The organism is Dakarella massiliensis (assembly GCF_001182045.1).
Taxonomy (GTDB): Bacteria; Pseudomonadota; Gammaproteobacteria; order Burkholderiales; family Burkholderiaceae_F; genus Mesosutterella; species Mesosutterella massiliensis.
In genome coordinates this window covers 174,234-196,837 of the sequence record NZ_CVTY01000007.1, presented here as the reverse complement: position 1 = coordinate 196,837, position 22,604 = coordinate 174,234, and the positions used below count along the sequence as shown (strand labels likewise).

Here is a 22,604-nt window from a genome sequence, read left to right as displayed (position 1 = left end):
GGCAAATTGTCTGAAACAAAAGATCCGGGGATATTCCTCCCCGGATCTTTTTATATATAAGAATATTAATCAGACAGTTAGATATATTAACTTCAAGCTTTTTCTTAGTTCCGGGAATAAGAATCCGCTTAGGTTCAGTTACAAATTTAGGTCTCTCTCTGAGATTTTCAGACAAGTTCATGATAATTTTTCGATAACCGGAAGTAGTATTGGTACCTAAACTAAAGTCGTAAGTTCAATTCAGTTCAGGAGAAGCTGAAAATGACGATTACCAAACGGACGCTGCTGAAGAGCGTCGGGGCGCTCTCAATTGGCGCCGCTATCAGTTCGCTGGATCCTGTGGAAGCTGCCACAAAGTCTCTCGAACAGGCTCCGGTTGTTGGCATCAAGCGGGTTTCTGCCGCTCAGGCTGACAAACATACGGCCAAGGTTTTTTTCACGAGAAAGATCGATGCTGAGCATCTGATCAAGCTCTATCACCTGGTGAATCACGACATCACCGGCCGTGTGGGCATCAAGCTCCATACGGGCGAACGCCACGGCCCGAATATCCTGCCGCGCGATATGGTGAAAGCCTTCCAGGCTCAGGTGCCGAACAGCGCGATTGTGGAAACGAACACCCTTTATGAAGGTGACCGCTACACGACGAAGGATCACCTCGAAACACTGAAGGTAAATGGCTGGACCTTCTGTCCGGTCGACATCATGGACGCGGATGGCGGCGTTGATTTCCCGGTGAACGGAAAGCACCTGAAGAAGGTGACGATGGGCGCTCACCTTCCGAATTACAACTCCCTCATTGTGCTCACTCACTTCAAGGGGCACGCCATGGGCGGCTTCGGCGGTTCGCTGAAGAATATCGCTATTGGCTGCGCGTCAGGTCAGGTCGGCAAGCGTCAGGTGCATGGCGTTGCCGGTACGCCGCCCGCGGACTGGAACGCCTGGCCCGCGAAGGACCACTTTATGGAACTGCTCGCGGATTCCGGCAAAGCGGTCTGTGATCACTTCGGCCGCCACATTACGTTCCTAAACGTGATGCGCCGCATGTCAGTTGACTGCGACTGCGCCGGTGTCCGTGCCGCGCCTCCGACCATTCCGGATATCGGGATCCTTGCCTCTACCGATCTGCTTGCAATCGATCAGGCTTCTGTGGGCCTTGTTTATTCGCTTTCAAAGAAGCAGAATCATGATCTCGTCGAACGTATGGAATCCCGCCATGGCCTCCATCAGCTTGACGCCATGAAGGCGCTCCATATGGGTGCGAAGACGTATCAGCTGATTGAGATTTAAGTAAATCTGGAATCAATCAGTATGAAAATACCAGCATGAAACATGCTGGTATTTTTTTCGTGGGTTTTTGAGGGAACCCAGAACCATCCTGGAGCACAGGTGTGAGGAGAGAGCGTTGCCCATCTGCGTTAGACAGGCTGATTCTGGGAATAGATTACGGAACCTTGTATACGAAGCTGTGACATTGGGCGCAATAATTAACGCTGGCCTTATGTCCTTTATGGCATTCTGTGCAGGGGAGGGCACCATCATGCTGTGCATGAGGGTTTGGCTGTCCGCTGTTTTTGTATTTGGCGTCAGTCTTTTTGATCATGGCGTTGTAGTCCCCGTGGCAGGTAGCACAGACGCCGTAGTCGGTATTCGCCGCTTTCAAAGCGCCTCCCTTTGCATCCACGTGACAGGCTGTACATTTCATGCCTCTGGCTACGTGCCGGTCCGTGAGAGTATGCCCAGCGGGAGTTGAATCAGCAGCAAAAGCCATAGTTCCGGAAAGAGAAAGGAAACCGGTAATACAAGCGAGAGCAGCAATTCTCAATAGATGCTTTTTGACAAGTGTTTGGCGCATGAGACTTGTTCTCCTTAAATTCAGGCCGATCCGAAGATTCCCTCGAATCGGCTTTTTATTATTTTCTGAGATACAGCGTGGAAGACTTATCAGGCCTTAAGGTTTGGAAGTCCAGCGACTTCTTTGCCAACGCTGCGACCGTAAACCAGACATTCGGTCAGGTTGCCACCGCCCTGATACACAAACTTCAGAACGGAGGAGATCTCACCAACCGTGTAGAGACGCGGAATGGGCTTACCCTCCCAGGTCAGGACACGATGACGGCCATCAAACAGCAGTCCACCCTTGGTGTTCGGACCGCCAGCAACCAGCGGCATGGCATAGAACGGTCCCTTGTCAATACGACCCAAGGTAACTGCACGGCGGCCAAAGGCCTCGTCCTTCTTCTCGTCACAGAACTTATTGAATTGCTCGACCGTCTGGACCAGATTGTCAGGAACCATGCGCATCTTGTTTTCCTCGATGTGCTTGATCTTTTCGCCCAATTCCTTAATCGAATCGGCTTTAACAATCAGGCCGGAGTTCAGTGCGGAGGTATTGTCCTTGCTCCACTTGGTCAGGCCATAGCCAACCGTCGAAATGCCAAGGCCAACCAACGGCTTGGACTTAAAGAGTTGGTCATCAAAAATCATCCAGGACGGCGTTCTCGGATAAGAGAGCGTATTGATGTCGAACTGGACAGTAGCCTTGTAGAAGAAATAACGGCTCGGATTATCCGTTACCTTCGTTTCAGCTTCATAGCGCTTGCCAAAGTTATCGACCACAATGGAATGAGGAGAACCAACAGACGGGGTAATAGAACCGATCCTCATACCGTTGCATTTATCAAGCGTCGGGACAATGATTCGTGCCGCCGATTTACCGACTTTTTCGAGACCTGCGCCGGCAGCCATACCCATGGCGATACCGTCACCGGTGTTAGAAGTTGTGCCGTAGAAAGCCCAGCCCGTCACACCCGGGCCTTCGAGGAAGGCCTGACGCATCGGCTTGCTATACTCGTATCCACCTGAACAGATCACAACAGCTTTACGGGCGCGGACAGCAACTGTCTTGCCGTTATGTTTGCCGAGAGCACCAATCACATTTCCCTTGGCATCCTTCACCAACTGGAATGCAGGTGTTTCCCAAAGAACCCGAATCTTATTTCCCTGTTTCTTAACGCCGGTTGCAAGGCAGAGCCAGAACGCTTCACCAGAGCTCGTCTGATCCTTCGGAAGACCATAGGAAACGTCATTGAAGGTCTTCATACGCTTCAGGTAAGTAGACCTGTATGCGTTGTACTTGCATTCCTTTGCTCCCGGGAAGTTGCCAAAGGATGCCTTATTGAACCCGGGCTGGGTGCCGCCAATAAAGGTCGGATCCAGACTCTTCAGGAAGTCCAGATTAGTCGGAGTCAGATCGGCCCACAGCTGGGCAAGAGGATCTGAGTATTCAGGAATTTCACCTTCTTCTTTCCACGGAATGTTCTCACCAGAGAACATGGCTTTTGCATAAGCTTTCAGGGCAGCCTTGTCACCGTCTTTGTCCGGGCAGTGGAAGATGCCGCCTGACATGCGGGTATTACTGATGTGATGATTTTCGGGATTCTTTTCAAGAACAACAACATTTGCGCCATTCTGCGCGGCTGAAATAGCGGTGGTAGCACCAGCGCCACCGAAGCCAATAACGACGACATCTGTTGTGACATCCCACTTCTTAGGCGCCTTTGCCGCCTCTGCCGGGATAGAAAGTGTTGCTGCAGCAGCGACAGCAGCGGTGCCCACAGCACCTTTCAGGAATGAACGGCGTGAAGTTTCCATAATCATCTCTCCTCTGAGTGCAGACTAAATTGTCTGAAACAAAAAATAGATCAATAGAATTAGATCTATTGAATTAGATTTTAGAAAGGTGATTTGAAACTTCATCAGCGCTTTGCATGTTGACAAAAAAGAATTTTTGTGGTCACAAAATTACATCTTTGCCACTCCTGCACCAGCTAGCCTTCCAAAAGTTACAGCATTATTAATCCCGTTTCCACCGAGGCGGTTAGCTCCTTGAACATTGCCAACCGTCTCACCAGCGGCCCAGAGCCCGGGGATCGGCACTCCATTGGAATCAACACACTCGGCCTTGCCATTTATAACAAGTCCGCCAAGGGTTGTATGAATTCGGAGGTAAACGGGAGCAGCCCAGAAGGGGGGGGGGTTGATATGCCTACTCTGAGAAACCGAGAGCACTGAACTCCTCAGAGAAGCAGGAGGAACTTGAATTTGTTGTGCCAATTTCTCAAGAGTGTCTGCTCTGAAAATATGGCCGGCAAACAGATTTCTATAAAGGTTTTTCTGAATAGTAACGTCAAAACTGGACACTGTATCCGAATCTGAAATCGACCAACAATGCTGTTCGGGTAATGAAAGAATTGCTTCTGCTATTTTGCTTCGATAGCCGCTCTCATCTACAAAACGTTTCCCTTCAAGATCAACCATGATCATTCGGTTTGGTCGGATATCAAGTCTCACCATCAAATCACTTCCTGGCAGACTGCCGGGTGTGCATTCAACAAGGTCCATGTTTTGCAATGGGGCACCTATTTCTGCCGCAGCATGGATCATTTCTCCTGTCGCGCCACTTTGGCTGTCACAAGGCAGTGTGGCAAACCGCGGCGCAAATCTCTCCAGCATTTCCTTATTCGCGCCATATCCCCCCGAAGCAAGAATCACTCCTTTAGAGGCCCGTAATGACTTCAATCCTTCCTTTTGAATAATTTCTATACCAATGATTCGCCCCTGATCATTTCTGAAAAGACCGGTTGCCCGGGATCTCAATTGGATATCAACCTTTCTCTTCAAACAGGCTGAAGAAAGGGTTCTGATATACCCCTCTCCCCGGGGAAGGACTGGCTTATGCGCTCTGGGTGATGGACTGCCAAAGACATTGAAAATATCGGGGAGAAAACGCATTCCATGTCTCTCCAACCACGCAAGGGAGACACTAGCTTCACTAGCAAAAACTTCTGCAACCTGAGGGGAATTCTTTCCTCCTCCAGACTCAATAATTTGCTTTTTGAAGAGTTGGACACTGTCTTTTATACCCATAGGGGCCTGCCGCGAAGGATCCACCGCGTTGAAGTATCCACCTGAAATAAGAGTATCGCCCCCCAACGCGTCATTCTGTTCAACAAGAATCACGCTGGCACCAGATTCAGCGGCAGAAAGTGCAGCGGAAAGCCCAGCGGCACCTCCTCCGACGACAATTACATCAGCGGAGGAATCCCAAGCATCAGGCAGAGCAGAACCTTTATAACCGTTTTGTCTTACTAAGGAGTTTTTATCCTTTAGCCAATAAAAACTGCCTATGGCTGCAGAAAGTCCAACTCCTGCTAACAAAACCACAGATCGTCTTTTCATTGCGGTGGTCAGGTTTCACTGATTTGTTGGAGTTTTTCCATCTCGTGAATGAAATCAGAAACCTCCACAGCGTTTTCAGTATCCAGTTTCTGATTAACCATCGATCGATGGGCTCGAATTGTGTTTTCGCTGACGCCCAGAACAGAAGCTATAACACTGTTAGTCAGGCCCTTTGCAACAAGTCCAGCGACCTGTTGTTCCGCTGCCGTAAGAGTATTCCACGTTTGTTCTAGCGTGACGAGGTCGGCTACGGCCCGGAGTAATTCAACATGTGCTTGAACAGCCTCTTCTATAGAAGACAGCAATTTATCGGGTTTCGGAGGTTTCTCGAGAAAAGTTTTTGCTCCTTTTCGTACGGCATCTACAGCCAGCTCAATATCACCGTGGGCAGAAAGGAAGATAACAGGCAACGGAATGTTTTTTTTCTTCATTAAATCCTGAACTTCCAATCCTGACAGTCCCGGCATTCTGACGTCTAGGATCACACAACCTGTCTCTTTACCCGGGGAATGCAAAAAATCTATCCCAGATTTGAAGCATCTAACCTGCCAGTCATCCATTTCCAGGAATGTAGTCAGTGCCCGCAGAACTGAAGGGTCATCATCAACGAGCCGAATGACTGAGTCGCGCTTTAGCGTGTTTATTCCCAGCGTTTCGTGAGGGTGATTGTTCTCGGAATTGCTCATGCTTGATGATCTCCACTTACCGGCTTTGTATCTTGATTGATTCTATTTGTATTTTTCCCAATAATAAGCGATGCCTCCAACCCTCCAGCCCGGAGCTGGTTGTATTCAAGATGGCCGCCGTTTCTTTCAGCCAGCATCGATGCAATTGCCAGTCCAAACCCAAGTCCATCAGTTTTCGAACTTTGTCCAGCCTCTCCTTTCCTAAGCCGTACAAGAGTTTCATCCGAAATTCCCGGACCATTATCAGAAACCGAAACTTTCCAGGACTCTCCTAAATCTGAAATTCGAACCAGGATTGCGCCATCTTTTTTTCCTTCAATGGCACTCAAAGAGTTTTTAATAAAGTTAGCAATAATGAATTGAATCTCAAAAGGATCCGCGTGCACTGGATAGTGACCGGATGCATCTACACGAACACATGGGGGCAGTTCCGGAAACGTTTTCAGAGCGTCTTCAATCAGTTTTTCAAGCGCAGTGTCTTTTCTCTCTGTTGGTCTACTCTTCGCATAGGACCTGACGTGCTCCACAATCGCTGACGATCTTTCGACTTCAGATTCAAGAGCCTCCAATAGTTCAGCGGGTTTCTCTTTCAGTATTCCCGCTCGTTTCAGATACATCTTCAGAGAAGCCGCGTAAAGGGAAATATTCATGATCGGCTGCTTGATTTCGTGGGCAAACATGGAAGACAGCTGAGACACGATGCTGTTTCTTTCGAGGTTGAGAATCTTTTGATGTGACTGGCGTCTCTCGTTGTAAAGACGCCTTGTTGTTTCCAGCGCCTGAGTCAATTCCGCTGTGCGGCGGCGTACCAGAATATTAAGTGTCACTATGTGGAAAATTACAGCCAGTAGCAATGCGACTGTCAGAAGAATTTCTGCTTTGTACCGCTTCCAGATTCCCTGAGGGCTCATATCCCTTAAGTAACGGTAGGGACCGATTTTCAGGCTTTTCAGCAAATCCATTGTTGGCTGAAAGTCACTTTCCACCACCCAGTCGAAATTTCTCCCATTTCTAGGCATGGAAAGGATGGCGATTGTCATATCGCGCATCACATCTGAGGAAACCCATGGCATTGAGGAAATCACCACGTCCGGGTATTGGTCGGTACTCCTCAGGCATCCCGAAATCCCTTTTCTGACTCCAATTAAACGGAAATCCTGCCTTTTGATCTGCCCCTGAGCTTCCATGGATTCAAACTCGCAGGTGGAAAGAACGCCGACATCTGCAAATCCCTGGGACACCAAAGTAGCTACGTCAGGAATTCCATAATGCGTTTCGTAAACCTCTGAAAAAAATCGATCCGGGTCCTGGCCATGTTTTGAAATTTCTCCCTTCGCTATCTGCCATCCATCGAAGCTTTGAGAGTCAGTAATTGCCACCGTCCGGCCACGCATCTCCGCAAAATCATGAATAGGGCTAGCCGCTGGAACAATGAATAGAGAAGAAAGCGAATGCGCAGCGTCTTTTTCCTGTGTGTTTTTTTTGGTTGCTACCTGATGAGCCCCCTCAAAAGCACCAAGTTCGCCAAAAGTAGAAGCTGAAGAAAAAAGAAAATCAGGATGAACGTTCTTAATTCCGTTATCCACGTCTCGATAATCTATTTCCTTGATTTTGAATTCGTACTGCGGGAGATGAGTCCGAAGATAGTCGACCGTGGGAACATAAGTGTGAAGGTAGAAATCAGGCGAAAAGGTATCAACCAGAGCAATAGTGATCACAGGTTTTGATCCCATTGCCGCTGTACGAGCGGCAATCGCACCCTGCGAAGCCATCAGAATGCAGCCTGCCAGGAGCAGGGGAAGAAGTTTGAATCCCTTGTTCCTGAATCCGACCATCGCTAGAGCACCCTTACGATCTTCACCCAGCCGTTCCGATCAGACTGAAGGAAGAAAGCCTCATCCTCCAGCATGGCGCGGGTCATAGCCTTCGCATGCAGATGCTGGGATATAAAGTGGCAGGCGAGAAAAGCGATCAGCCCAATCGGAATCACCCACCAGAAAAAGAAGAAGGCGAGGATCAAAGAGGCCGGAATACAAAGGAGTCCGAAAAACCAGACCATAGGCGCGAGCGTATTTGTCACGCCGTTTTTCCAGGCATCCATCGCTTTAAACGGATCCACATGTACGACGATCCGGTTATTTTCCCAGTCATCACGGAACCGTTCCCAGTTCTCACGGTCTTTTCTTGCGCTCATGAGATTTTCCTCTCCTGCCCATCTCCATAATCGGGTTCTGTGAGTTTTAGCACGGCGGCGGCCGGACGACAAACCGTCGGAAAAGGGCGGGCTGTACCGATCCGTTAAAATGAAAAAGTTATTGCCAGAGTTTCATTGAGGAAAGGATGGCGGATTTAAAGGGACTGAAGAACAAACGTTCAGGAATCGCGGCGTACCCGCTGACAGAATCAGACATCGTGGCAGCAAACCTCTGCATGCAGGAGGCGTTCCCGCCCGGTGAGCAGTTCCCGATTGAGCAGCTTCTTCGCTTCGCGGCGGGCGATCCCGCTCGTTCCTGGCTTGACCTCTGGTTCCTGGATCAGCAGTTTGCCGGGTTTACCTACACCACGAAGGTTCCCGGAGACGCGGACCGGACGTATCTCGCGTACCTTGCGATCAGCGGGGCTCTCCGGGGCAAGGGACTGGGGACCGAGATTCTCCGCCGCGTGACCGCGGAAAATACCGAGACACTCTGGTGTCTCGGTGTTGAGCGGCCGATCGCGGCAACGCCTGAGTATGCCGCCCGGACCCGCCGTCTTCGTTTTTACGCGAGAAACGGCTGGATAGATACCGGCATTCACGCAATCGACTGCGGCGTCGATTTTGAGCTCCTCACACGCCGCCGTCCCGTTCCGCCTGGAACACAGATGGACATCATCAAAGGGTTCTGGGAATCACTCGCACAGGCCTAAGCATATTCAGAAATATTTCAATTCTGTTATGCTAAGTACCCTATTTTCGAGGACACAAGTTTTATGGCTGCAAAAGAAGAGAAGCCGCTGAAGATTTCGGCTGTTTCGGTTGATAAATCGTTGGAAGACTGGAAGAAGGTAAAGGCGCTTTATAAAGAGTCCTTTACGTCGGCCCAGCGGGCACCTTTCCGCTCGCTCATGGCTCAGCCCGAAGAGGGTAAATCCTCTCTGACCGCGTATCTGACCGATTCACGCAAAATCCTCGGACTTTCCTACGCCTATACGAAGGGCGACATCACTTACATTCCGTACATCACTTTCAAGGATTGCCCGAAAGACGCGGAAACCGTGATTTTCAGCCTGCTTCTTGATGCCCATAAGGGAAACCGTATTGTCCTCGACGTGGCCCGCACGATTTCTGAGGATAAGAAGAAAGCCCGCCAGAAGCGGCTCGACTTCTTTAAAAACGCTGGGTTCACCGAATCCGGAATTTCCGGCAAGGACTTCGGCGTTGAGTACGACTACTACGTGCTGGGCGGCAAAGTGACCCGAGAGGAGCTCACTGAATTTACAGAAGATTTCTGGAATTCACTCGACGCCTGATCGTCGCCTGTTTCAAGGCGTCACAAATTCACGTCTGCCAGAGCGGAAGAAAAGATTCAGAATCTCTCTTTTTCCGCTCTTCATTTTTTCTCATGGAACGCAAACTCCTCTCCTTCCGGACCTCGGTGATCGCGGCGCTTGCCGCTCTGACGCTTGCCGGCTGCTCGTCCCTCAACCCGGACATCCGGGCCGTGAAGGATACGGTGATTGAAGAAAATCACTCTTTCTTCACCGTTGGCCGGGTTATCGACTTTTATCCGGACTGCAAGGACACGAACTGGGATGCCTATAAGGACCCTCAGGGACACCGCTGGGTTCACTACACCTGCGCCACGAAGTCGATTGATGACTTCAGAACGAACGCTCTGAAGACGCTTTCCGACAAGCGAAAGCCAAATGACCCCTTCCGTATCAAGGCTGAAAAGGCACTTGGCTACAGTGACGCTGAACTTCTGATCAAATTCCGTTTGCTCGGCGTGAGCGATAAGTGGAAAATCAACTCAACGTCGCTTGAACTCACCTGGCCTGACGGCGCGACACGCTCTGTGTCGCTTCCGGTCTACCTCGTGCTCGCCGCTATGAAGAAGGGCGAACCGATCAAGCCAGAGGAAGTGAATGAACGTCCGGGCTTTATCTCCCGGATGTTCGGAAGCCTGATGGAAAGTGTTGAGCTTCACTTCATCATGTCGGCGTATGACGACGCGCACAGCGCTAGGAATTTCCACGCCAAAAAGTAACCGATAGGGACTGAATAATCATGAAGCCGGGGAACCGCTTAAGAAGATGCAGAATCGCTTTTCTGGGTCTTCTTTTGGCCCCGGCTTTTCTGATGCCCGCGGGAGCCGCGGGGCTTCCGAATCTCCCGATTCCGGACAGCCGGCCTGTCGTGAAGATCGGTGTCTTTGATACGTTCGGCACGAGTTTCGTGAACGAAACGGTGGATCCGACGCTTGCCGTGATCCAGGCAAAGCTCCCGCGCTACCGGTTTGAGCTTGATGTGATCGCGGCTTCCAACCCGGAGGATGCCGTGAAGTCGAGCGGCGTCGATTTCTTTGTGTCATCAGCCGGTGTTTACAGCACGCTTGAACGGACGGTCGGCGCGCGGCACATCGCGACCCGCCGCCAGGCGGGTGTCGCGGACCCGGCACGGAGTGTCGGCGCGGTGTTTGTGGTGAGAAGCGACCGCAAGGATCTGAAGACGCTTGCTGACCTCAAAGGGAAATCCGTCGTCGCGAGTCAGAAAAACGATTTCAGCGGCTGGCAGGTCGCGATGGGAGAGATCGCGAAGTCGGGATTCAACTGGCGGGACTTCTTCGGGAAGCAGGACTTTGTGATCTATCAGCTGCCGGACGTGGTGACCGATGTCCTCGCGGGGACTTCAGATATCGGGATCCTCACGACCTGCGCGCTGGAAACACTGGAGAACGACGGCTGGATCGAGAAGGGCGCGCTCCGCGTCATTAATGAAAAAGCGGATCCGCACCCGAGCGCCTACACCTGCCGCCGGAGCACGGACCTGTATCCGGACGCGGTTTTCGCCTCAGTCGCCGGCGCGAAGCCGGACCTCGTGCGTGACGTTACGGTCGCGCTCCTCACGATGCCCCCGGGGAACCGCAGCTGGGACTGGAGCGTCGCGTCTGACTACCTCGCAGTGGACCACCTCTATAAAGCGCTCATGATCGGGCCCTACGCCTATCTGAACGACATGACGCCTTACGGGATCTGGAAGCGGAATCAAGAAATCATCATTCCGATCATCGCGCTCTTCCTTCTGCTGATCGCGTATGAGCTGCGTCTTCACTACCTCGTAAAGAAACGGACTTCCGAACTCTCTACCGCACTGAAAGAAAAGGAAGCAGCGGAAGATGAAGCGAAACGGAGCCGTGAGCGGCTCTCGCGGCTTGAGCGCTCAGGCGTTATTTCTCAGCTCTCCTCCATGATCGCGCACGAACTGAAGCAGCCGCTTGCCTCCATTCTCAACTACGCAAACGGTCTCGCGCAGCTCGCGAAGATGGGGCGCTCAACCCCGGAGCAGACAGGATTCGCCGTGAAGTCCATCAAAACAGAAGCCACCCGCGCGAACGCGATCGTGGACCGGGTCCGCGCTTACGCGAAGCATGAAGAGGGCCCCCTCACGGAACTCGATCTTTCAGACGTTTCGCATAAAGCGATCCGGACCTTTACCCGGAACGCGCTGACTCCGGTTGCGGTTTCAGATTCAATCGAACCCGGGATTCACGTGATGGGCCACGAGCTAGAACTTGAACTCCTTACGCTTAACCTCATCCGGAACGCCGGAGACGCCGTGAAGGATGTCCCCGATCCCCTGATCCGCGTGACACTCACGCGGGATGGCGGCAAGGCCGTGTTCCAGGTCCGGGATAACGGCCCCGTGGTGACAGACGCTGTGCTTGAGAAACTCACTGAAATAGAGGAAAGCGTGAAGCCTGAGGGACTGGGGCTTGGGCTCGCCATTGTGCGGGACATCGCGGATCGCCATGGAGCGAGCCTCAGCTTCAGACGGAATGACGACACAGGGCTCACTGCGGAAATGCGGATCGATATGGTGGAGCCAAAGCCCCGCGCTTCAGATGTAAAGACTGAACCCAAAGGAGACGCCTCATGAAGAAACTGACCCGCCGCACGCTGATCAGCCTTGCCGCGCTCCTTCCGGTGATCCAGGTGGAAGCGGCTTCATCCGAGCGCTTTGATGTCATTGTTGTCGGAGCCGGCATCGCCGGGCTTGCGGCCGCTGTGTCCGCGGCGGAGAGCGGCGCGAAACGCGTTCTGGTGCTTGAAAAAGGGCCGATGATCGGAGGGCACGCGATTTACGCGGATGGGACCGTGAGCGCGGTGTATCCGAGGCTTCAGAAGGTCTTCAATATCAAGGATTCCCCGGAACAGATGGCGAAACAGATCTGGGAGTGGGGTGACCGGGATGGGGATCTCAGCCTTATCCGCGTCATGGCGCGCGACTCAGGCCCCGCGATTGACTGGCTTCGCGGCATGGGCGTTCATTTCCGGGACTGGGTGTTCGTCCCGTACCCCTCAAACTTTCCCCGCGGGCTCACGTCGCACCCGACCCGGGGCGGCTACGAATATATCCGGGCGCTGAACCGCCGGGCGAGGGCGCTTCGGGTGGAGGTGCGCCTGAATACCCGCGTGGTGCAGCTCCTGCGGTCCGGAGGCGCGGTAACCGGTGTTTCCGCGAGCGGGCCGAAGGGGGTCGAGCGGTTTTACGCGGCCTCCGTTGTTCTTGCGACCGGCGGTTTTTCCGCGAACCCCGACATGATCCGGCGTTACAGCCATCTAAAAAATCCCGGAACGCACTCATCCGCGAACCCTGGCGGCCGGCATTTCGACGGGGCCACGGGTGACGGTATTCAGCTTGGAACCGCGGTCGGCGCGACTCTCGCTGAAATGCCCTATATCGAATTCATTCCATTTCGGGGCGGCCGGCTGCTCGAATACGTGGGCGGCGATATTTTCGTGAATTCGAAGGGCGAACGCTTCGTGGATGAGGGTGTGAGCCATCCAAAACTCACCGAGGCGCTCTCGCATCAGCCGGGCGGCACGATGTGGGTGATCACGGACTCCCAGTCAGTCAAAGGCACCACGGTGACTCATAAGCTGATGACCGGGCAGGTGAGGAAAGCCGCGAATATCGACGAAATGGCACGCATCATGGACATTGATCCTGAGGTGCTGAAGAAAACGATCTCGCGCTACAACAGTTTTGTCCGGAAGGGGCACGACGATGATTTCGGGAAGACGATCTTCACGCAGGAAATCAAGGTGCCCCCGTACTACTTCGGCGTGGAGTATCAGGATCCTCACTACACGAACGGCGGGATCCGGATCAATACAAAAGCGGAAGCGCTGAATAATGCCGGGCAGCCGATCCCCGGGCTCTTCGCCGCGGGTGAAACCACAGGCGGCATTGAAGGGAAGGAGCGTGAGGGCGGAATGGCCTTCACAGACTGCCTCGTTTTCGGGCGGATCGCAGGGCGGGAAGCCGCGCGGCGGGCGCTCAAAAAATAAACGCCGGCTCTTTTAACGAGTCGGCGCTGGGTAGGGGTGTCTATTGGGATCAGACAAGCCACTCGGTCACTTTTTCACCCATTTCCTCGATCTTCAGTTGCTTCCCGTCGTAGGAAAGCACTGCGATGGAGCAGTTCCCCACGGGGAGCTTCCAGAAATCGTCGTAAGAGAAACCGCCGACCCGGGTCAGCATGTCGCGGATAAAGATCCCGTGCGATACCACGAGGATCGTCGCGTCCGGGTTCTGTGCCTGGATCATATCGAGCGTGGAAAGCTGGAACGCCTCGGCGCGAGCCGAAAGATAGTTAAGCGGCTCACCGCCAAACTCCGGCACGTACTTGTCCGGATGAACGAAAAGCTCGTGAAGCGGCTGTGACTCATCCGTTCTCGCATTGTTATAAAGCGTTCCTTCATGCGGACCGAATCCAAGCTCACGGAGCCGGGGATCCATCTGAACCTCCATATCGCGGCCCTTCAGGATCGTTTCGGCTGTCACCTCCGCGCGCTCCAGATCCGAGCAGAAGGCGTCATCAAAGTGAACGTCCTTCAGCTTCTCCGCAACCTCTTCAGCTTCCTTCACGCCTTTCGCGTTCAGCGAAATATCCGCCCAGCCCTGCAGGCGCTTTTCATTATTCCAGTCCGTTTCGCCATGGCGCACGAGATAAATTTTCATGATTTTGAAGCCTTAGCCTAAATTTAGAGATTGAAGAAAAAGAGTCCGCATCCGATGAGGACGAAGACCGTTCCGAAAACCCGGTTCAGTATTCGGTTATTCCGGGCGCTCCGCATGCGGGTCGCGAGAGAGGCCGCCGCAAGCGATACACCGGTCATCACGCAGAAGTCCGTAAAGCCGCAGGTGAGCCCCATTTCAAAGTACTGAAGCAGGATAGGTGCGTCCGTATTGATAAACGGGGTCAGGAGCGAAATAAAGAAAACGAGTCCCTTCGGATTCGTGAGATTCACGAGGAACCCCTGACGGAAGAGATGCCAGGCACCGGATTCCGCGTTCTGCTGTCCCTCACGGATAATGACTGCCCGGCCTTCAGACCGGAGAAGAGAAATACCGATCCAGGCAAGATACGCGCAGCCAAGGAACCGGATCATGAAGAAGAGTTTCGGAGACGCGGCAAGCACAGCGCCGATTCCGACCCCGACAATCATGATAAGAACGAGAACACCGGCCGCGAGTCCAAAGCTCTGCGGAATGCATTTCTTCCAGCCGAAGTTCAGAGACGCGGAGAGCGACGCGAGCTGCGCGGGACCGGGAGATAAGCTCATGCCCCAGCAGAGGGCAAAGAATGAGAGCCAGGTTTCGAAATGCATCAGATGAACAGGGAATACGAGACAGTGAATCAGTGTGTGGCTCGAGTCTAAACGCTTCTTTTCGCCTTGTGAAAGCGGGAACCGCGGTGTCTTTTGTGACTCCGGCAACGAGGGGAGGCGCGCGGTACCCCCAAAGAAGGATGCCAGATGCCGCGTGAGCCATAACGGAGAACTGATTCTACAATAGCCTTACAGCGATACCTTCTGAATCGCTTGATGAGGTGCGTATGAAAAGAAGAACTCTGCTCACGCTCGCGGCCGGGATTCCTGCCGTGCTCCTCTCAGGCTGCGTCATTCCGCCTGATGATTTTGGTCCCGGACCTGGTCCAAAGTCTCGTCCTGAAGGTCCCGGATACCGCGGGAATCCTGGAAATCCTGGAAATCCCAATAACCGTTCCGTGAACGGCCCGAATAATCCCGGAAACCATTACGGCAATCAGCCGGGCAGTCCCGCCAATCGTCCGAATAACGGCACTCCGGGCAGCGCGCCCAAGGCACCGGCCGGCCCGCAGCCGGGTAACCGAAACGCGCCTCAGGGTCAAAAAGGACCTGACAGGCAGGACGGTCCTGGGGATCCGAACCCCAATCACTGACCCGCGCCGGAACACGCAAGGGCTTTTTCCTCCAAGGAGAAAGCCCTTTTCATGTGATCCAGGCCTGAAAATCAGGTAATCTTTCCCCTGCATGTTTATTCCAAGACCCGAGGCTTAGCCAGTATGAAGAAACGCAACGAAGAGTCCGCATTCAGCGCAATCTGCAACGCGCAGAGAATTGCCTGCGCGCCGTTTGAGTTTGAGGCGGCGAGATCGCTCCGGGATTTTGGAATTCTTGCGGCCCTCGATAAAGCGGGAGACGCGGGACTGACAGAGGAGGAAATCAAGGCTGTCTCAGGGCTTTCGGACTACGCGGTCCGCGTACTCCTCAATGCGGCGGAAGGTGCCGGGATCCTGAGAACGGAGTCCGGTCGAACGTCACTCACCAAAACCGGCTGTTTTCTCCTGAATGACCCGATGACGAAGGCCAACTTCGACTTCGCGGCCGATGTCTGCATTCCGGGAGTCGCGAAACTCTCCGACTCCCTTAGGGAAGGGCGGCCCGCGGGCCTCAGTACGCTTGGGCCCTGGGAGGGGACGCTTTACCCGCATCTCCGGGAACTCTCTCACCCCGCCCGCGAGAGCTGGTTCGGGTATGACCAGTATTTCTCTGACAACGCGTTTTCTGACACGGTATCCCGCGTCACCGCGCTTCACCCGACGCTTCTCTGCGATATTGGCGGGAACACGGGTAAGTGGGCGATCCGGCTCGCGAAGGCGGACTCCACGATCCGGATCCGGATAGTCGACCTCCCGGAGCAGTGTGAGACCGCGGCAGCCAACATCTCGTCAGCCGGTCTCAGTGACCGGGTGGAGTGTTTCCCGGATGACGTGATGTCGGACACGACACTCCCAGGCGACCCGGACGTCTGGTGGATGAGCCAGTTTCTCGACTGCTTCGGCGAAGCGGATGTCGTGCGGATTCTGAAGAAAGTCCGGGCCGCGATGAAGCCCGGAAGCCGCATTCTCATCCTGGAACCGCTGATCGGGAATCAAAAGTTCCCGATCGGGGATCGGTGTCTCGCCGCGTTTTCGCTTTACTTCACCGCGATCGCGAATGGCTGCAGCCGGTTTTATTCCGAAGCGGACTTCAGGCGGTTCGCGCTGGACGCGGGGCTTGAAGTCAAATCGGTTGAAAACGGACTGGGGATCGGGCACACGCTGATCACGCTCACCCGGAGTGATGCATCATGACGGAGGGGGGATTCTCGATTCTCTCGTGGGCCGCTGCGGCGCCAGGATTAGCCGCTCCGTCGTCCTGGCTTCCGTGGGCGGAGAGCGGCGCGGGGATTGCCCCTGCAGCGCCCTTTACCGTTCCGAAGACGCTTCCCCTGATGACCTCACGGCGTCTTTCCCCGGGAGCGCGGGCGGGGATTGAATGCTCCATCGCGGCAGCGGGCAGCACGGTCCCCGATTTCGTGGTGACGGCAAGCCGCGACGCTGAGCTTCCGCGCTGCGAAAAGATTCTCACGGGACTCGCGGACGGGGACCCCGAGTCACCGACCGACTTCACAATGTCCGTTCATAACGCCGCGGAAGGTACGCTCCTCATCGCGAAGCGCTGGAAAGTGCCGGGAACCTCAGTCGCGGCCGGCCCCCGGACGTTCTTCGCCGGGTGGATCGAGGCCGCCGCGGCTCTCGCCTCGGGAAAGAAATCCGTTCTCCTCACCTTCTTTGAAAACGCGAGACCGACTGAAGCCCGGGCGGCGTTTCGCGACCATCTGCCGGCCTTCCCATACGCTCTTTCCTTTCTTCTTGCGTCAGGCGGTCCGGTTTCTCTGGGTCCCGTCGCGGCGGAGGAGCGTTCTCTCGGAACCCTCCCGCCCGCGCTTCAGTTCCTTCGGGCCTATCTGAGGAAGGCTCCTTCTGTCACCCTTGCTGCCGGCCGCTCGGCTCTTGAATGGAGGTTCACGGCATGAACCGCGAACCGGATTCATTCCTGAAACTTCAGATCCGGCGCCTTGCGACCGGGTTCTGCTGGGCGGTATTTGGGATCGGGGGACTGACGCTCTCACTCACGGCGTTTCCGGTGATCCGGGCGACATCAGACACGAAGGAAGCCTCCGTCCTCCGAACCCGCCGCCTGATTTCGTCGTCATTCAGGCTTTTCTTTCGGCTGACTCATATCCTGGGTGTCATGGAAGCGGATACCGCGGGAATTGAATGTCTTAAAGACAAGAAAGGCGTCATTCTTGTCGCAAACCATCCGACGCTAATCGATTACGTGCTGATCGCGTCAGTTATTCCTGAGACTGACTGCATTGTGAAATCAGCGCTCACCCATAACTTTTTTCTGAAGCGCGTGGTCAGCGGCGCGGACTATATCGTGAACAGCGAGGATCCCTCGGATCTCGTGCGGGACGCTGAAGCGCGGCTCGCGAAAGGCGGTGTGCTCCTCATCTTCCCCGAAGGCACCCGGACGAAGCCCGGCATTACGCCGACGCTTCACCGCGGTGCCGCTCAGATCGCGGTCCGCACCGATACCCCGATTGAGGTCATTCAGATAGAATCTAGTGACCCCTGGCTCACAAAGGGAGCGCCCTGGTACGCTGTTCCGACGCGGAAACCGATTATCCGGCTTTCCTACGTTGGACGGCTGACACCTGAGCCGCTTGAGGACCCGGAAGCGGCGCCTGCCGCCGCCCGGTCACTCACGGCGAAAATCTTCGCCTCCCTCTGCTTCAGCTCTGAGCCCGCTGGGAATAACGGAAAGACACACAATGGAAACGCTTGAAAATCAGATCCGGTCACTCATTATTGAGTCTCTTAACCTTGAAGGCATGTCGCCCGAAGAAATCGCGGATGACACGCCGCTCTTCGGGGAAGAGGGGCTGGGGCTAGATTCGATCGACGCGCTTGAACTCGGCATGGCCGTGAAGAAGCGTTTCGGCGTAAACCTTTCCGGTACGACTGAAGAGAACCGCAGCCGCTTCGCCTCTGTGAAAACGCTCGCGGACTATATCCGCACCCAGAAGCCGGAGGCCTGACCGCCATGGAAAAAATGACCCGGGAAGAGCTCTATCAGGAAGTGGCGGCAACCCTCGCTCACCTTTTCGAAGCGGATCCTGAATCCATTAAGCCTGAAGCGAGGCTTGCCGAAGATCTCGAGCTCGATTCGATCGACGCAATTGACCTGATTGTTCACATGCAGAAGAAGACCGGTGAGCGGTTCCGCCCCGAGGATTTCCAGCACGTGAAAACCGTGCAGGACGTGGTGGATACGCTCGTGCGGCTGACTTCTGACGACAAAGCGGCATGACGCCGGCCGAGGGAGTGAAGCGGGCCGCTCAGGCTCTGTCGCTTCTCTGGCCTTTCGCCGTGATCGCCGCGGTGAGTTTCGGCCGGATGTCACTCCTTCTCGCAGTGGGACTCCCGCTCTTCGCGTTTCAGGCACTCTTTATTCTGAGGAAGGGAATCCGCGGGGCTTCTATCCCCGCGCTTCTTATTTCGATCATCGGCACCGCGGTCTGCGGGCTTGGGCTTCTGCTCTCTGAAGCTGCGCTCGCGTTCTGGTACCCGGTGTTCGTGAATCTCGCGCTGCTTCTCGCTTTTGCCGCGTCGCTCTTCGGCACTCCGGTCGCGGAGGCCGTTGCGCGGAAACTATCGAAAGAACCGCTCCCCGAAGCCGGTATCCGATATTGCCGTAAGGTCACCGTCGCCTGGTGCTTCTTCTTTATCGCGAACGGCGGGGTCGCCATGGCAACCGTGCTCTCCGGTAACCGTGCCGCATGGCTTCTCTGGAACGGGTGTCTCAGTTACGGAGCGATCGGTCTCATGATAGGGTTTGAATATCTTGTCCGCCGTCGGGTGATGCGTCATGCTGCTTAAAACATCAGACTGGATGACTGAGGAGCGGGAGAACGATGTCCTCTTTCTCTCGCGCGGCACACCGATCACCCGGGGTGAAATCAAACGCCGGGCCTCGGTGCTCGCCGCACGCCTTGTCGACACTCCCTGCCGCACTGTGGGGATCGCGGAGCGGGATCCGGTGAAGTTCATCACGGAACTCATCGCGACACTTGCGCTTCGCCGGACACCGGTGCTCGCGGGCGGGAACCGCCTTGCTTCTCTCGAGCCTGCGCCTGACGCTGTGTGGAGTACTGAAACCGCGGTGCCGCCCGCGGGATCCGCCGTGATTCCGTCCGGAGACGAAGGAGAGCCGGCGACAGATCTCCCGCCGATCAGCCCTGACGCGGAGCTCCTCCTTTTCACGTCCGGCACCACCGGGAAACCGAAGCCCGTACGGAAGATTGTGCGTCTTCTTGACCGCGAGGCGGAGATGGTGTCTGAGATCTTCCCGGACCTTCGGCACCTCGCCGTTGCATCGAGCGTTGACCCTCTGCATCTCTATGGGCTCACCTTTACGGTCTGGGTGCCGATGGCGCTCGGCCTCACGCGGATTGTTCCGCGGCTGGAGGTACCGGAAGACCTGGCATCAGTTACCGTGCCCTCCGCTCTCATCTCCTCCCCGACCTTCCTTCGGTATCTTGACCCCGCGGTGCCGCATGACGCGGTTCGCTTTATCCTTTCCGCGGGCGGAAAACTGGGGGCGGACACCGGAGCCCGGGTGAAAGAGATAGTCGGAATTCCGGCTTCCGGAATCTACGGGAGCACCGAAACCGGCGTTGTCGCTTTTACGCGCGAAGCCGGGAAGGGGGATGCGGAGCTCGCTCCAGGTGTCTCCTTTATCGGGGACCCGAGAGAAGGGCGGATCAAAACACCGCTCACCGCGCGGGGCGACGCGACACTCGACGACCGGATCGAACCGATCGGCTCCCACACGTTCCGCCTTCTCGGGCGGCGCGACCGGATTGTGAAGATCGCTGAAGAGCGGGTGAGCCTCGATGAAATCGAAAAGACCGTTCTGGGGCGCTATGATTTCCATACGGTCACGCTCGCCGTTACCCTGAAGGGACGGCAGGCGATCGGCATCACGGTTGACCAGAGCCGCTCGCCCGGATACGATCCGACGCGCGTGAGGCAGTATGAGCGGGAACTCCGGAAACTCCTGAAGCCCGCCGCGGTACCCCGATTCTGGCGTTCCGTTCCCGTGTTGCCGCAGAATACGCAGGGCAAGACCGATATGGATGCAGTACGAAGCCTATTTGAAGAAACTATGACTACTGAACTTCTCCCGAAAATCAAAGAAAGCACGCCGTTTGAGATCGGCAAGGTAAGCGTCACATTTGATCTGGAGCCGGAACTTGGCTGGTTCAAGGGGCACTTCGACGCGCAGCCGATTCTTCCGGGCGTGGCGCAGCTCGAACTCGTGACGCGTTTCGCGTCTCAGTTCGCCGGTCCCGCGGCCCTGAAAGAAGTCGTTCAGATGAAGTTCACGACACCGATGACGCCGGGCGACACCGTGCGCCTCACGCTCGCGTCACTCGACCCCGAGTTCAGCACGAACGTGAAGTTCGATTACCAGGTCTATCGGAACAATTCATGGCGTCTCGCGTCAATTGGGCGCCTGAAGCTATGCAAGGCCGCGTAACGGAGTCTCCGTTCCGTCTCGCCGCGGTTATTCCCTGTTACCGCCAGGCGGACACCCTGAAGGGGGTGCTCGAGTCACTCCGTGCACTCGGAATCCGGTCTTATGTCGTGGATGATGGGAATGAGCCCGAGGAGTCTGCGGCGATCCTCGCTGCGGTGAGATCCGTTCCGGGAACCTGTTACCTCCCCATGTCCCGGAATCGCGGGAAGGGCGCCGCGGTGACCTTTGGAATCGAGGCGCTGAGTCTCGGGGGCTATACGCACGCGCTTCAGATTGATGCCGATGGGCAGCACGATATCGCGGACGCCCCCAGACTGATCGAAGACGCGAAGCATCACCCGGACGCACTGATCTCGGGGCTCCCGCAGTATGACGACTCGGCGCCCCGGGGCCGTGTGATCGGGCGCTACATCACCCACTTCTGGGTCTGGATCGAGACACTGTCATCCGAAATCCGGGACAGCATGTGCGGGTACCGCGTGTACCCCGTGCAGGAGTTCCTGACGATAGCCCGCAACTACCGTATCGGCCGCCGGATGGACTTCGACACCGAAATCATGGTGCGCTACTTCTGGGACGGGAAGCGGATTCGCTTTATTCCGACCCGGGTCCGGTATCCGGAGGGCGGAGTCTCGAATTTCGACTACTTCCGGGATAACGTCCGGATTTCGCTGATGCATACGAAACTCGTGCTGGAGTCACCGCTTCACTGGCTCGCGCGTCTGAGGAGACCTCATGACGGGCCGTAGCGACGGATCCTGGGATCAGACCCCAGAACAGCCAGGGAGCCGCTGGATCCGGATCCTTCTCTGGATCTCCAAAACGATGGGGAGGAGGGCGTTTGAGGTATCGCTTTCTCCCGTTGTTGCCTGTTACGCGGCGTTCGCGAAGGGAGCCCGGAAGGAGAGCCTCCGGTATCTCGCGCGGGTAAAGAACGCGAGGGAAAAGGCGGGCCTTCCCCGCTTTCCGGAACCCCTCACGCCGTACCGGCATTTCCGCCACTTCGCGCTATCGGTTTACGACAGGCTTGAGGCCTGGGATCCGGACCGAAAGAGTCGTATCCGGCTTCTTATGACAGACGACGCGCGCGCCGCGCTGACTCCGGCCACCGGTGCCCCCGGGAAACTTGTCCTCATGTCGCACTTCGGAGCGGCGGAAGTGTGCCGAGCCGTGGCGGAGCGTGACGTGGAAGCACGGGTCATCGCGCTCCTCTACGAAAAGAACGCCGAGGGGTTCACCCGCGTCATGCGGACGGTGGCCCCCGAAAGTCGGATTGACGTGGTCCCGGTTGATAAAATGGGGGCCGAAACCGCGGTGCAGCTCTCTGACGCCATTCAGTCTGGTGCCTGGGTCGCGATCGCGGCGGACCGGACGCCGGTCACGTCAGGCCGCAGGACAATTAGAACCGTAACGATTCCGTTCCTCGGAAGCCCGGCCGAATTCCCGGCAGGGCCCTGGGTGCTTGCGTCACTTCTCGGATGCGAAGTGTGGACGCTTTTCGCATCGCGTGACGGTGACGCGTTCCGGGTGTCGTTCGAGAAACTCGCGGACCGGGTGACGCTTCCCCGCGCGTCAAGAAACGACGCGATCCGCGGGTACGCTTCAGAATTCGCCTCAAGGCTTCAGCGTGAAGTGATCCATTCGCCGCTTGAATGGTTTAACTTTTATGACTTCTGGCAGGGTGCCGGATGCGATTTCGCCTGCGGGAAGAATTAATGG

General features: G+C 55.5%; 24 protein-coding genes. 16 read left to right on the top strand and 8 right to left on the bottom strand.

Annotated features, from left to right (window positions below; translation table 11 throughout):
• The first annotated feature begins 261 nt into the window (after nt 1–261).
• On the top strand, nt 262–1,290 hold the full coding sequence (locus BN1936_RS07260; protein WP_049687045.1) for a DUF362 domain-containing protein: 1,029 nt from the start codon (nt 262–264) through the stop codon (nt 1,288–1,290).
• Between the two features lie 154 nt (nt 1,291–1,444).
• On the opposite strand, the gene BN1936_RS11750 is transcribed toward BN1936_RS07260, so the two are convergent.
• The 6 genes from BN1936_RS11750 to BN1936_RS07230 form a co-directional block, all read right to left on the bottom strand.
• Nucleotides 1,445–1,771, bottom strand: coding sequence for a cytochrome c3 family protein (locus BN1936_RS11750; protein WP_267900989.1), 327 nt, complete (start codon nt 1,769–1,771; stop codon nt 1,445–1,447).
• 173 nt (nt 1,772–1,944) lie between these two features.
• Nucleotides 1,945–3,654 (bottom strand): FAD-dependent oxidoreductase, encoded by a 1,710-nt coding sequence (locus BN1936_RS07250; protein WP_232422084.1) that lies wholly within the window; start codon nt 3,652–3,654, stop codon nt 1,945–1,947.
• Nucleotides 3,655–3,804: 150 nt separating this feature from the next.
• Nucleotides 3,805–5,241: an FAD-dependent oxidoreductase gene (locus tag BN1936_RS07245; protein ID WP_049687043.1), complete on the bottom strand. Its 1,437-nt coding sequence runs from the start codon at nt 5,239–5,241 to the stop codon at nt 3,805–3,807.
• Between the two features lie 8 nt (nt 5,242–5,249).
• Nucleotides 5,250–5,927 (bottom strand): response regulator transcription factor, encoded by a 678-nt coding sequence (locus tag BN1936_RS07240; protein ID WP_022443079.1) that lies wholly within the window; start codon nt 5,925–5,927, stop codon nt 5,250–5,252.
• Nucleotides 5,924–7,699, bottom strand: coding sequence for a sensor histidine kinase (locus BN1936_RS07235; RefSeq protein ID WP_187367759.1), 1,776 nt, complete (start codon nt 7,697–7,699; stop codon nt 5,924–5,926). Before BN1936_RS07235 ends, BN1936_RS07240 begins: the two co-directional genes overlap by 4 nt.
• 65 nt (nt 7,700–7,764) lie before the next feature.
• Entirely contained in the window at nt 7,765–8,121 is a 357-nt protein-coding gene (locus BN1936_RS07230; RefSeq protein ID WP_022443081.1) for a hypothetical protein, read from the bottom strand.
• 146 nt (nt 8,122–8,267) lie between these two features.
• On the opposite strand from BN1936_RS07230, the gene BN1936_RS07225 reads away from it, so the two are divergent.
• The 5 genes from BN1936_RS07225 (at nt 8,268) to BN1936_RS07205 (ending at nt 13,478) form a co-directional block, all read left to right on the top strand.
• Nucleotides 8,268–8,834: a GNAT family N-acetyltransferase gene (locus BN1936_RS07225; protein WP_022443082.1), complete on the top strand. Its 567-nt coding sequence runs from the start codon at nt 8,268–8,270 to the stop codon at nt 8,832–8,834.
• A 63-nt stretch (nt 8,835–8,897) separates the two neighbouring features.
• Nucleotides 8,898–9,437, top strand: coding sequence for a hypothetical protein (locus tag BN1936_RS07220; RefSeq protein WP_022443083.1), 540 nt, complete (start codon nt 8,898–8,900; stop codon nt 9,435–9,437).
• A gap of 92 nt (nt 9,438–9,529) precedes the next feature.
• Nucleotides 9,530–10,174, top strand: coding sequence for a hypothetical protein (locus tag BN1936_RS07215; RefSeq protein WP_022443084.1), 645 nt, complete (start codon nt 9,530–9,532; stop codon nt 10,172–10,174).
• A gap of 92 nt (nt 10,175–10,266) precedes the next feature.
• Nucleotides 10,267–12,063 (top strand): sensor histidine kinase, encoded by a 1,797-nt coding sequence (locus BN1936_RS07210; protein WP_022443085.1) that lies wholly within the window; start codon nt 10,267–10,269, stop codon nt 12,061–12,063.
• A complete protein-coding gene (locus BN1936_RS07205) occupies nt 12,060–13,478 on the top strand; it encodes an FAD-dependent oxidoreductase (RefSeq protein WP_049687040.1) in 1,419 nt (472 codons plus the stop codon). The genes BN1936_RS07210 and BN1936_RS07205 overlap by 4 nt, the downstream gene beginning before the upstream one ends.
• 49 nt (nt 13,479–13,527) lie before the next feature.
• Here the strand turns inward: BN1936_RS07205 and BN1936_RS07200 are convergent, their stop codons facing one another.
• Together BN1936_RS07200 and BN1936_RS07195 are read right to left on the bottom strand one after the other, a co-directional pair.
• The gene (locus tag BN1936_RS07200; protein WP_022443978.1) at nt 13,528–14,151 is read right to left on the bottom strand and encodes a histidine phosphatase family protein; all 624 of its coding nucleotides are present in this window, start codon (nt 14,149–14,151) and stop codon (nt 13,528–13,530) included.
• A gap of 23 nt (nt 14,152–14,174) precedes the next feature.
• A complete protein-coding gene (locus BN1936_RS07195) occupies nt 14,175–14,801 on the bottom strand; it encodes a LysE family translocator (protein ID WP_022443977.1) in 627 nt (208 codons plus the stop codon).
• Nucleotides 14,802–15,028: 227 nt separating this feature from the next.
• Here BN1936_RS07195 and BN1936_RS07190 point away from each other — a divergent pair, with 227 nt between their 5' ends.
• The 10 genes from BN1936_RS07190 to BN1936_RS07145 all read left to right on the top strand — a co-directional run bounded on the left by BN1936_RS07190 (nt 15,029) and on the right by BN1936_RS07145 (nt 22,601).
• A complete protein-coding gene (locus tag BN1936_RS07190) occupies nt 15,029–15,394 on the top strand; it encodes a hypothetical protein (protein WP_022443976.1) in 366 nt (121 codons plus the stop codon).
• Nucleotides 15,395–15,517: 123 nt separating this feature from the next.
• Nucleotides 15,518–16,588: a methyltransferase gene (locus tag BN1936_RS07185; RefSeq protein ID WP_022443975.1), complete on the top strand. Its 1,071-nt coding sequence runs from the start codon at nt 15,518–15,520 to the stop codon at nt 16,586–16,588.
• Nucleotides 16,585–17,313: a beta-ketoacyl synthase chain length factor gene (locus tag BN1936_RS07180; protein WP_022443974.1), complete on the top strand. Its 729-nt coding sequence runs from the start codon at nt 16,585–16,587 to the stop codon at nt 17,311–17,313. Before BN1936_RS07185 ends, BN1936_RS07180 begins: the two co-directional genes overlap by 4 nt.
• A complete protein-coding gene (locus BN1936_RS07175; RefSeq protein WP_022443973.1) occupies nt 17,310–18,128 on the top strand; it encodes a lysophospholipid acyltransferase family protein in 819 nt (272 codons plus the stop codon). Before BN1936_RS07180 ends, BN1936_RS07175 begins: the two co-directional genes overlap by 4 nt.
• On the top strand, nt 18,115–18,381 hold the full coding sequence (locus BN1936_RS07170; protein ID WP_022443972.1) for a phosphopantetheine-binding protein: 267 nt from the start codon (nt 18,115–18,117) through the stop codon (nt 18,379–18,381). The genes BN1936_RS07175 and BN1936_RS07170 overlap by 14 nt, the downstream gene beginning before the upstream one ends.
• Nucleotides 18,382–18,386: 5 nt before the next feature.
• Nucleotides 18,387–18,653: an acyl carrier protein gene (locus tag BN1936_RS07165; RefSeq protein ID WP_022443971.1), complete on the top strand. Its 267-nt coding sequence runs from the start codon at nt 18,387–18,389 to the stop codon at nt 18,651–18,653.
• Nucleotides 18,650–19,222, top strand: a complete 573-nt coding sequence (locus tag BN1936_RS07160; protein WP_022443970.1) for a COG4648 family protein — start codon at nt 18,650–18,652, stop codon at nt 19,220–19,222. Before BN1936_RS07165 ends, BN1936_RS07160 begins: the two co-directional genes overlap by 4 nt.
• Entirely contained in the window at nt 19,212–20,885 is a 1,674-nt protein-coding gene (locus BN1936_RS07155) for an AMP-binding protein (RefSeq protein ID WP_022443969.1), read from the top strand. The genes BN1936_RS07160 and BN1936_RS07155 overlap by 11 nt, the downstream gene beginning before the upstream one ends.
• Complete coding sequence (locus BN1936_RS07150; RefSeq protein ID WP_049687039.1) at nt 20,870–21,634, top strand: glycosyltransferase family 2 protein; 765 nt, start codon at nt 20,870–20,872, stop codon at nt 21,632–21,634. Before BN1936_RS07155 ends, BN1936_RS07150 begins: the two co-directional genes overlap by 16 nt.
• On the top strand, nt 21,621–22,601 hold the full coding sequence (locus BN1936_RS07145; protein ID WP_049687038.1) for a hypothetical protein: 981 nt from the start codon (nt 21,621–21,623) through the stop codon (nt 22,599–22,601). The genes BN1936_RS07150 and BN1936_RS07145 overlap by 14 nt, the downstream gene beginning before the upstream one ends.
• Nucleotides 22,602–22,604 lie beyond the last annotated feature (3 nt).

Excerpts from the sequence above, each read along its gene's own strand:
- BN1936_RS07190 (WP_022443976.1), top strand. The coding sequence starts at position 15,029 with ATGAAAAGAAGAACTCTGCTCACGCTCGCGGCCGGGATTCCTGCCGTG.
- BN1936_RS07175 (WP_022443973.1), top strand. The coding sequence starts at position 17,310 with ATGAACCGCGAACCGGATTCATTCCTGAAACTTCAGATCCGGCGCCTT.
- BN1936_RS07195 (WP_022443977.1), bottom strand. The coding sequence starts at position 14,801 with ATGCATTTCGAAACCTGGCTCTCATTCTTTGCCCTCTGCTGGGGCATG.
- BN1936_RS07210 (WP_022443085.1), top strand. The coding sequence starts at position 10,267 with ATGCCCGCGGGAGCCGCGGGGCTTCCGAATCTCCCGATTCCGGACAGC.
- BN1936_RS07155 (WP_022443969.1), top strand. The coding sequence starts at position 19,212 with ATGCTGCTTAAAACATCAGACTGGATGACTGAGGAGCGGGAGAACGAT.
- BN1936_RS07145 (WP_049687038.1), top strand. The coding sequence starts at position 21,621 with ATGACGGGCCGTAGCGACGGATCCTGGGATCAGACCCCAGAACAGCCA.
- BN1936_RS07205 (WP_049687040.1), top strand. The coding sequence starts at position 12,060 with ATGAAGAAACTGACCCGCCGCACGCTGATCAGCCTTGCCGCGCTCCTT.
- BN1936_RS07170 (WP_022443972.1), top strand. The coding sequence starts at position 18,115 with ATGGAAACGCTTGAAAATCAGATCCGGTCACTCATTATTGAGTCTCTT.
- BN1936_RS07220 (WP_022443083.1), top strand. The coding sequence starts at position 8,898 with ATGGCTGCAAAAGAAGAGAAGCCGCTGAAGATTTCGGCTGTTTCGGTT.
- BN1936_RS07200 (WP_022443978.1), bottom strand. The coding sequence starts at position 14,151 with ATGAAAATTTATCTCGTGCGCCATGGCGAAACGGACTGGAATAATGAA.
- BN1936_RS07180 (WP_022443974.1), top strand. The coding sequence starts at position 16,585 with ATGACGGAGGGGGGATTCTCGATTCTCTCGTGGGCCGCTGCGGCGCCA.
- BN1936_RS07225 (WP_022443082.1), top strand. The coding sequence starts at position 8,268 with ATGGCGGATTTAAAGGGACTGAAGAACAAACGTTCAGGAATCGCGGCG.
- BN1936_RS07240 (WP_022443079.1), bottom strand. The coding sequence starts at position 5,927 with ATGAGCAATTCCGAGAACAATCACCCTCACGAAACGCTGGGAATAAAC.
- BN1936_RS07150 (WP_049687039.1), top strand. The coding sequence starts at position 20,870 with ATGCAAGGCCGCGTAACGGAGTCTCCGTTCCGTCTCGCCGCGGTTATT.
- BN1936_RS07165 (WP_022443971.1), top strand. The coding sequence starts at position 18,387 with ATGGAAAAAATGACCCGGGAAGAGCTCTATCAGGAAGTGGCGGCAACC.
- BN1936_RS07250 (WP_232422084.1), bottom strand. The coding sequence starts at position 3,654 with ATGGAAACTTCACGCCGTTCATTCCTGAAAGGTGCTGTGGGCACCGCT.
- BN1936_RS07260 (WP_049687045.1), top strand. The coding sequence starts at position 262 with ATGACGATTACCAAACGGACGCTGCTGAAGAGCGTCGGGGCGCTCTCA.
- BN1936_RS07160 (WP_022443970.1), top strand. The coding sequence starts at position 18,650 with ATGACGCCGGCCGAGGGAGTGAAGCGGGCCGCTCAGGCTCTGTCGCTT.
- BN1936_RS07185 (WP_022443975.1), top strand. The coding sequence starts at position 15,518 with ATGAAGAAACGCAACGAAGAGTCCGCATTCAGCGCAATCTGCAACGCG.
- BN1936_RS07215 (WP_022443084.1), top strand. The coding sequence starts at position 9,530 with ATGGAACGCAAACTCCTCTCCTTCCGGACCTCGGTGATCGCGGCGCTT.
- BN1936_RS07230 (WP_022443081.1), bottom strand. The coding sequence starts at position 8,121 with ATGAGCGCAAGAAAAGACCGTGAGAACTGGGAACGGTTCCGTGATGAC.
- BN1936_RS07245 (WP_049687043.1), bottom strand. The coding sequence starts at position 5,241 with ATGAAAAGACGATCTGTGGTTTTGTTAGCAGGAGTTGGACTTTCTGCA.
- BN1936_RS11750 (WP_267900989.1), bottom strand. The coding sequence starts at position 1,771 with ATGGCTTTTGCTGCTGATTCAACTCCCGCTGGGCATACTCTCACGGAC.
- BN1936_RS07235 (WP_187367759.1), bottom strand. The coding sequence starts at position 7,699 with ATGGCTTCGCAGGGTGCGATTGCCGCTCGTACAGCGGCAATGGGATCA.